The organism is Streptomyces sp. bgisy130 (genome assembly GCF_057708345.1).
In genome coordinates, this window is the sequence record NZ_JBYISA010000107.1 from 1 (window position 1) to 1,431 (window position 1,431).

At 69.3% G+C, this 1,431-nt stretch carries 1 protein-coding gene and 1 pseudogene; one reads left to right on the plus strand and one right to left on the minus strand.

The genetic code is table 11. From position 1 onward, the window contains the following. Positions 1 to 831: pseudogene (locus tag AC3EUV_RS38315) on the minus strand (hypothetical protein); the annotation flags it as partial. A 120-nt stretch (positions 832 to 951) separates the two neighbouring features. Between AC3EUV_RS38315 and AC3EUV_RS38320 the strand changes: the two are divergent. Then, the coding region (locus tag AC3EUV_RS38320; protein WP_435604893.1) for a glycosyltransferase at positions 952 to 1,431 on the plus strand (480 nt) is incomplete at its 3' end.

The window sequence follows — 1,431 nt, forward strand, 5'->3', positions numbered from 1 at the left end:
AGCCCGGGGTCCGCGCAGCCAGGAGGCGCCGAAGACCAGCGCCAGCAGGACCGTGCCGGCCCAGAAACGCGGCTGGCTGATCGGGTTGTTCACCACCACGTTCACCGCGAACAGCAGCGGCAGCAGCAGCCACCGCAATCCGCGCAGGAGCCGGTCGCCCGCGGTGAACCTCGGTATGTGCAGCAGCCCCACCAGCGCCCAGAACGCCGGGACCGACAGGGCCCAGGCGGCCAGCGCCCGGTCCGCGGAGCCGGTCTGCTCTGCCTGCGCAGCCGCGTTGGCGGCCTGCCGACTGAGGAAGAAGGTCGACAGTCCGCCGTGCGCCGGGATGAGCACCGCTGCCAGCAGCAGCGCCAGACCGCACAGCAGCAGCACCCGACCGGGCGACAGCCGCCGGGCGAGGAGCGGTTCGAGTGCGCTGGAGGTGCGTGCCGACCGCCAGTGCGCCATCGCCGATCCCGCACTGTAGGCAAGAAGTCCTGCCTCCACCACGGCCGTTGTCACGAACGCCGTGTTCGCGTCGACGACAAATCCGCGCGGGTAGGCGTCCGTCGCGAGCATTGCCAACGGCGCAAGCCCCAACCACACGTACGCGAAGAGCCAGAAGCCGAAGGCGACCACCCGCGCGCGGACGTCCGTCAGCACCCGGGCCAGCGCCACACCCGTGTGCACCACCACCACGCACTGCATCGCCAGCGCGGCACCGAAGCGGGCATCGAGCGACTGGAGGATCAGCGCAGGAAGGAGCACCACCAGCAGCAGCGCCCAGCAGCACAGTGCGGCGATGCCCCGCACCGGCACCGAGGTACCCGGATGCTTTGCGTGCCTCATCGGCCCATCTCCCCCCAAATCGTCACCATTTTGAATAATCCAACACATATCAGGAACAATCGCTTTTGGGCCAAAATTGCAACCCATTTCACACCCCGTGGGCAGCGGCAGGCTCCTACGATGACCGCACATCCAAGAAAGGAGCCGACCGTGGAAGGTTCGCTTGCGGGCCGGTGTGTGCTCGTGGTCTCGACCAACTACGCACCCGAACACACCGGTATAGGGCCGTACTCGACGCAGATCGCCGAGCACTTGGCCGCGTCCGGCGCGGACACCCATGTCCTGGCGGGCATGCCGCACTATCCGGCCTGGCGGGTGGCGGAGGGCTACCGTGGCCGGTGGCGTGTCCGGGAGCGCCGTGGCGGGGTGACGGTGCACCGCCGGTGGCACACCGTTCCGCCGCGTCAGACCGCCCTGCGCCGGGCCCTGTTCGAGGCGAGCATCCTCGTCCATAGTGCCCTGACACCACCGCGTATCCGGCCCGATGTGGTGCTCTCCCAGATGCCGAGTCTGGCCGGGGGCGTGCTGGGCGGGCGTCTGGCGCGGCAGGCGGGGGTACCGCATGTGGTGGTCGTTCAGGACCTGATGGGGGCTGCCGCT